The sequence below is a fragment of the Denitrobacterium sp. genome (genome assembly GCF_056180635.1).
In genome coordinates this window covers 1-5,779 of record NZ_JAZZJS010000029.1, presented here as the reverse complement: position 1 = coordinate 5,779, position 5,779 = coordinate 1, and the positions used below count along the sequence as shown (strand labels likewise).

Sequence of the window (5,779 nt, the reverse complement as noted above, 5' to 3'; positions counted from 1 at the left end):
CATTTCATCGACCAGCTCGAGCACCTGCCCGAGCTGAGCCAAGAGGAGCTGGCCGACATCTCCAAGAAGGTCAAGAAGTTCCGCTCGACCATGTAGCCGCGCGGTGCGTGCAGCGATTTCACGTAAATCTGCCAAAAATTTGAGATAGTCTGAAGATAATGGGTCAAATTTCACACCCCGTGAAATAAAGCACTTCCGTAACCCCAGTTCAGAGTGGGGGTTTTCGAGGTGCTCATTTGGAGCGCCGGAAAAATCTTCAGACTATCTCAAATTTTTGGCAGTTTTTCGCGATGTTGCTGCATGGCTATTCGAGCACGAGGATCCCGAAAGATTCGGGCACGTGGAAGTCCGGCGTGTTGCTGTCGACATGGTTCCAGGTCAGGTAGTGCTTGTTCGCGGTCAGGTTGCCGCACTTGTAGAAATTGCCGCGCAGCTGCATGCCCGGCTCAGGGCTGAACGTGGGGAAAAGCGATCGGAAGTAGTCGAACGGAATCTCGTAAGTTATCTCCCAGCCGTCGCTAGTGCGGGATGATGCCGCGTTGAGGGTCTCGGGCTCGGGAAGGAGCCGCGTGCGGCCCTGCCGCTGCGCGCCGATTTCGTTGCAGAGCGCGCAATTGGGGTTGAACTCGAAGTTCAGGTAGCGCGCGTCGCCGGCAACCGGCATGAGGAAGGCCTCGAGGCAGCTGTCCTCGTAGCACTTCGCGAGAGGGTCATCGGCCGCGTATGTCGCGCGGATGTCCTGTTCTTCCGCCCACATGCGCACGTAAATTGCCTGGTCATCATGGCAGAGCTGGGCATGAGCGCTGATCCCGAACGAGCTGCCCCACTCGGCGTCGTCGATATCGAGCTGCGCGATGGTGCCCCAGTCAGGCTCGCCCGAGATGCGGGCGATCGTGTAGCTCTTAGCGTCGGGGTTCGCGGCGCTCGGGACGCTCGGGCTGGATGCGCCTTGCGAGCCGGCATCGCCCTGCTGCGAGCAACCGCCCATCACGAGCACGAGCGCGAACATGGCAACCACGGGCAGCAGCTTCTTCATGATGACCCCACCTTTCCCTCGCGCACCAAGATAGCATCTTTTCCCACCACGGAGCACGGGGCGCCCAGCGCTACAATGGAGGCAGAAGCTAACCCGCTCAGGCCACCGCTAGGAGGAAACCATGAACGAGACCCTCGAGCTTTACTACTACCCCGAGTGCCCCTTTTGCCAGAGGGTGCTTCGAACCATCGACGAGCTCGGCGTTGCGGGCAGCATCGAGCTGAAGAACATCCACGCGGATGACGAGGCGCTGCAAACGCTCATCGCCGTCGGCGGGAAGCGCCAGGTGCCCTGCCTGTTCATAGACGGAAAGCCGCTCTACGAGAGCGGCGACATCGTCAACTGGCTACGGGGCGCCGTGCTGTAAGGCATCGGCGGCCCCGTTGCACGGAGGCCGTTTTTGCCTGGTTGCCGTAGCACGGAGGCTCTTTTTGACCGGCTCCCGTGGCATGGAGGCCGTTTCTTGCCCGATTCCCATAGCACGAAGACCGTTTTTGCCAGAAGCCGGATTTCATGGCAAGTTTCGCCCTCCATGCTATGAAACCCCGGGCAAAAACGCGCTCCATGCTATGGGAAAAACGCGTTTGCCCAGGTCGCAACTTTCGACGGGCTCACAAACCGATAGCACGGAGGCCAAAACTTGCCACGAAATCGCAAGATTGGAAAAAACAGCCTCCGTGCTATGGAATCGCGGCATGCCTCAGATACGGCGACCCCGGTGTTGCGTTCGATAACGCCCTAAAGGGGCTATTCACCTAAAAGGGCTAATCGCCAATAAGAAGCGCGCAGTGCTCGCACGACCAGCTTTTGCCGCCCGCGACGGCCTCGAGCTCTTCCTCGGAGAGCTTGTAGCCCTCCTTCTTGGCGAGCGCCAAGAAATCCTCGGAGGTCTTGCACGCCTTTACCTTCTCGCGAAGCTCGGGGCTAAGGTCCTTGTAATCCACGCTGCTTCCTTCCTCTCGGGAGGGTCGGGGCGAAAGCGCCCATAACCCCGCTTACGATTGAATATACGACGATGCGTTGAAACCATTCCGAAAAAGGCGCAGCCCAGCTTACAATGAGGGGCAGAAGTGAGCCCGCTCAGGCAGGGAGGTTCCAATGACAAGCAAGATCCTGTTCGTCGGATACCCGAAATGCTCGACCAGCAACAAGGCCCAGAAGTGGCTGGACAGCCGCGGCGTCAGCTACGAATTCCGCCACATCGTGGAGAAGAACCCCACCGAGCGCGAGCTGCGCACTTGGCACAAGCGCAGCGGTCTGCCGCTGAAGCGCTTCTTCAACACCAGCGGCATGCTCTATCGCGAAATGGGGCTCTCGAAGAAGCTGCCCGACATGACCGAGGGCGAGATGTACACCCTCCTGGCCACCAACGGCATGCTCGTGAAACGCCCGCTGCTCGTGCTGAACGACACCGTACTACCCGGCTTCAAGGAAGCCGACTGGGAGCAAGCGCTCCAGCTAGACGCTAATGCTTAGGAATCCGCATTCGAGGCGGAAGTGCGCTCGATTGATTAAGGCCGCTCGCCTCGTGGCATTAAAACAGGCAGCGGTCGATAACGTCCTTGCCGCGCAAGGCGTCCAGCCAGCCTGCGGGAATCGCCTCGTAGCCGTAGACCGCGCCGGCGAGGGCGCCGGCCACGCAGGCGGTGGTGTCGGTGTCCGAACCCAGGTTCACGGCGGCAAGCACGCAATCGGCGTAACTGCCGGTGTTCGCGAAGCACCAGATGGCCGCACCCAGCGTGTCCAACACGTAGCCGCTCGAAGGCACCTCGTTGCGCGGCCGCGACGCCACATCGGCCAGGAAGGCGAACTCGTCGCCCCCGGGAATGCCGCCCCGCAACGCCTCCTCCAGCGAAGCGCCGCCAACCACCCCGCGGATCAGCCGCACGAAACACACGCACGACTCGGTCGAAAGACGATGCGCGTGCGTAACCGCAGACACCGCCCGCACGTCATCGTCGGAAGCATCGAAAAACGCCAGCGGCGCAATGCGCATGAGCGACCCGTTGCCGTTGGAACGCACGCCGTCGCACCCGCGCCCCTCGGCCAGGGCGGTCGCCACGGTGTTGCCGACATCGAACACGACGCCATCGGCCGTGTAGGCGCCGTCACGCACCCACGCCTCGAACCGCCCGCGCATGTCGCGCACATCCACGCGCCCGCACTCGCGAATACTGTCGCACGTGGCCAGCATCATGGACGTGTCATCCGAGAACGTGCCGGCCGGCAACCCGTATGTGCCGCCCGACACCATGCCCGCGCATTCGAACGCCTCGCGCCCTTGGAACTCGTAGGGCACGCCCAACGCATCCCCTACCGCCGCACCGTAAACCGCATCCCTCAGCTTGCCCGCCATGCGCCCGCCTCCTTCACTCGCCGCCAGCGCGTCCCGCAATGTACCTCTTCAAGATTACCCCTGCAGCAATTCCCAAGAAACCGACACCTTGCACAAGATCGAAATCGGTTCGGGGTTGAGCGCCGGCGCTTGAAGCTCGATCAGATTGCGCTGAACAGGTAGAGCGCGTACGACACGATGAGACAGGGAAAGAACAGCGCGGACATGATCGCCAGCACGACAAGGACGGGCCGCCATCCGGAGCCTCTCGAGGAGCCGCCGGCATCCGAGCCGCCGGATTCTTCGAGCCACTTTGTCGCATACCACAGGTTCTGACCGTGATTGTCTTCGTCGAATGCTGCCACCTCAGCCTCCCCTCCGCGCATTGGCGTCTATGGTGAGAATTATCCCAGTCTTGGCTCTTTTGCGAGTACCGTAGAGGGGACAACTACCCCACTTTGGATACGACTGCGCCGCCCGCAAACGCGGCTACGACGCAGAGCGCGCATGTGAGGACGGCGTACGCAACGGCGCCAACCCACGCCCCGCGCGACGCCAGGTCGACCACCTCCAGGCTGAACGTCGACATGGTCGTGAACCCACCGCAGAGCCCGACGCGCAGCAAGAGGGAGAGCTGCCCATCGGCCATCGAACCCCGCAGCACGAGCGCCGCGAGAGCCGCGAGCACGAACGAGCCGACGACGTTTATGGCGAGCGTCGCCAGGGGGAACGAAGATGGCGGGGCCGCGTTTCCTATCAGGTAGCGCAGCACGGATCCGATAAAGCCGCCGCATCCGACGGCGAGGCAGTTGAGGAGCACATCGCCCCCTTTCCGCAGGAGCAACGAAAAAGGCCCCTGCACGTTGACCTTGCAGAAGCCATCAGCGCTGGCGCGCGGTTCAGGTTCGACCTAGGGAGAGCCTCATTCCCATTGCGAGGAGTATACCGCACGCCCGCGGAGGACTTGAGCTACAGGTCCCCGCTCAGGGCCTCTAGGATGAACTCCTCGAAGAGAAGGACCTTGTCGTCGCCGCGCTGCACGTTGCGCCGAACCAGCTCGTCGGTGAGCTCTTGGGCCGTGTAGGGGCACCTGGGCACCAGGTACTCGACGAGGGCCGCATGCCAGCCGCGCGTGGCGGCCTCCTTGGCCTCCCGCAACTGCGTGCGATACGGTTCCTCCAGGTGGAACTCGCCGTTGTCGTTCATGGTCCACATTCCATCCGCCATGGCCCTCCCCTTTCCACGCACTTGTGCCGATGATAGGGATTATTTCAGGCCCAGCCCATTTGCGAGTACAGCAGATGGGACAGCCAGCCCACGAGCCAAAAAGAGTGATGCAGATTTTGCGGGGAGCAGGGGCGCAGCGCTTACGAGCAACCGCCCCCGGGTGCTATAGTCGCTCGTGCAACAAACGCATAGCAGGTACAATTGGAAACGCACACCTCCTGGTGATAACGAACAAACACTGCTCGGATCGCACGGAGGTTTTATTATGCCCAAAACACGCCTGCAGGAATGCGCGTTCACTGTCTTGATGACGTTCGTCATGGTCTACGCGATGATTTGCTTCAACATCATTATTAGTCAGGGAGCGGTTTCGCCCGGGATCTTCGCATCCGCGCTCCAGGAAATGCTGATCATGTGGCCGGTGGCCATTGCGATCGACCTACTCCTGGTCTCCCGCATCGCAGGCCGCGCCGCTGGCGCCGTGGCGCGCAAGGGCGCGTCGCAGCGCGCGATTGTGTTCGCCATCTCGGGCACGTCAGTGCTCCTGATGTGCCCGCTCATGAGCCTTGCCGCCTGCGTGATCGTGAAGGGCGCGGTCGACGCGAGCTTCTGGCCCACGTTGCTCCAGCTCATCGTCGTGAACTACCCTATCGCGGCGCTCTGGCAGTTCCTCGTCGCCGGGCCCGCAGTTCGCTTTGCTTTCGGCAAGCTGGTCGCCCCGTTCCAAGCCGCCGCGGCGTAAGACCGGAGACGCAAAATCGGCATGCATTTCGCATCAAAAAATCGCCCTGCAGCGTGAGCGGCAGACACTCCGCGCGCGCAAAAGTCAAGGATTGCTCTTGATTCAAAACGGCCATAAAGTCGAATTGTCGTTTCGGAAATGGAGGCCGTTGTGAGCATCAATGTGACGCTTTTCGCATGGAAGCACGGGTACGCGATCGTGGAGCAGGCTGGCACGTGGAACGGCTACGACATCTACCTCCCGAAGCACGTTGCCGAGAGCGCCACGCCCACGGTCATCCTTGCCAACGAATCCGAGGTCCGCTTCGCCGAGCCCAGCGAAGCCGCCGCCTGCATGGCGTAACCACAGCGGCTCAACCAGCCTCAAGCAAGCAGCAGGCCGGGGCCGCAGCCCAACGGCAGCGTGCGTTCAGGACTGCAGCCGATACGTCTAGGAGCAC

Annotated in this window: 10 protein-coding genes and 1 riboswitch; of the genes, 4 read left to right on the top strand and 6 right to left on the bottom strand. The window is 61.7% G+C overall.

What is annotated here, in order from left to right; genetic code table 11:
- Positions 1-304: 304 nt before the first annotated feature.
- A complete protein-coding gene (locus AC04P6_RS02560; RefSeq protein WP_475565025.1) occupies positions 305-1,036 on the bottom strand; it encodes a carbohydrate-binding family 9-like protein in 732 nt (243 codons plus the stop codon).
- A gap of 121 nt (positions 1,037-1,157) precedes the next feature.
- On the opposite strand from AC04P6_RS02560, the gene AC04P6_RS02555 reads away from it, so the two are divergent.
- Positions 1,158-1,403, top strand: coding sequence for a glutaredoxin family protein (locus AC04P6_RS02555; RefSeq protein ID WP_475565024.1), 246 nt, complete (start codon positions 1,158-1,160; stop codon positions 1,401-1,403).
- 397 nt (positions 1,404-1,800) lie between these two features.
- Here AC04P6_RS02555 and AC04P6_RS02550 read toward each other — a convergent pair whose 3' ends face one another.
- Complete coding sequence (locus tag AC04P6_RS02550) at positions 1,801-1,980, bottom strand: Nif11-like leader peptide family natural product precursor (RefSeq protein WP_475565023.1); 180 nt, start codon at positions 1,978-1,980, stop codon at positions 1,801-1,803.
- Positions 1,981-2,134: 154 nt separating this feature from the next.
- Between AC04P6_RS02550 and AC04P6_RS02545 the strand changes: the two genes are divergently transcribed.
- Positions 2,135-2,512, top strand: a complete 378-nt coding sequence (locus AC04P6_RS02545) for an arsenate reductase family protein (RefSeq protein ID WP_475565022.1) — start codon at positions 2,135-2,137, stop codon at positions 2,510-2,512.
- 58 nt (positions 2,513-2,570) lie between these two features.
- Here the strand turns inward: AC04P6_RS02545 and AC04P6_RS02540 are convergent, their stop codons facing one another.
- The 4 genes from AC04P6_RS02540 to AC04P6_RS02525 all read right to left on the bottom strand — a co-directional run bounded on the left by AC04P6_RS02540 (position 2,571) and on the right by AC04P6_RS02525 (position 4,598).
- Positions 2,571-3,392 carry an ADP-ribosylglycohydrolase family protein gene (locus tag AC04P6_RS02540; protein ID WP_475565021.1) on the bottom strand — a complete coding sequence of 274 codons (822 nt, stop codon included), beginning with the start codon at positions 3,390-3,392 and terminating at the stop codon, positions 2,571-2,573.
- Between the two features lie 140 nt (positions 3,393-3,532).
- Positions 3,533-3,736 carry a hypothetical protein gene (locus AC04P6_RS02535; protein WP_475565020.1) on the bottom strand — a complete coding sequence of 68 codons (204 nt, stop codon included), beginning with the start codon at positions 3,734-3,736 and terminating at the stop codon, positions 3,533-3,535.
- Positions 3,737-3,819: 83 nt separating this feature from the next.
- Entirely contained in the window at positions 3,820-4,191 is a 372-nt protein-coding gene (gene crcB / locus AC04P6_RS02530; protein ID WP_475565019.1) for a fluoride efflux transporter CrcB, read from the bottom strand.
- Between the two features lie 45 nt (positions 4,192-4,236).
- Positions 4,237-4,310, bottom strand: a riboswitch (Fluoride riboswitch).
- Positions 4,311-4,340: 30 nt separating this feature from the next.
- Positions 4,341-4,598, bottom strand: coding sequence for a hypothetical protein (locus tag AC04P6_RS02525; RefSeq protein WP_475565018.1), 258 nt, complete (start codon positions 4,596-4,598; stop codon positions 4,341-4,343).
- 265 nt (positions 4,599-4,863) lie between these two features.
- On the opposite strand from AC04P6_RS02525, the gene AC04P6_RS02520 reads away from it, so the two are divergent.
- Positions 4,864-5,340, top strand: a complete 477-nt coding sequence (locus AC04P6_RS02520; protein ID WP_475565017.1) for a DUF2798 domain-containing protein — start codon at positions 4,864-4,866, stop codon at positions 5,338-5,340.
- A 150-nt stretch (positions 5,341-5,490) separates the two neighbouring features.
- A complete protein-coding gene (locus AC04P6_RS02515) occupies positions 5,491-5,682 on the top strand; it encodes a hypothetical protein (RefSeq protein ID WP_475565016.1) in 192 nt (63 codons plus the stop codon).
- Positions 5,683-5,779 lie beyond the last annotated feature (97 nt).

Bases quoted from the DNA above. Each gene is read 5' to 3' on its own strand.
- AC04P6_RS02560 (WP_475565025.1), bottom strand. From the start codon at position 1,036: ATGAAGAAGCTGCTGCCCGTGGTTGCCATGTTCGCGCTCGTGCTCGTG.
- AC04P6_RS02555 (WP_475565024.1), top strand. From the start codon at position 1,158: ATGAACGAGACCCTCGAGCTTTACTACTACCCCGAGTGCCCCTTTTGC.
- AC04P6_RS02545 (WP_475565022.1), top strand. From the start codon at position 2,135: ATGACAAGCAAGATCCTGTTCGTCGGATACCCGAAATGCTCGACCAGC.
- AC04P6_RS02540 (WP_475565021.1), bottom strand. From the start codon at position 3,392: ATGGCGGGCAAGCTGAGGGATGCGGTTTACGGTGCGGCGGTAGGGGAT.
- AC04P6_RS02525 (WP_475565018.1), bottom strand. From the start codon at position 4,598: ATGGCGGATGGAATGTGGACCATGAACGACAACGGCGAGTTCCACCTG.
- AC04P6_RS02520 (WP_475565017.1), top strand. From the start codon at position 4,864: ATGCCCAAAACACGCCTGCAGGAATGCGCGTTCACTGTCTTGATGACG.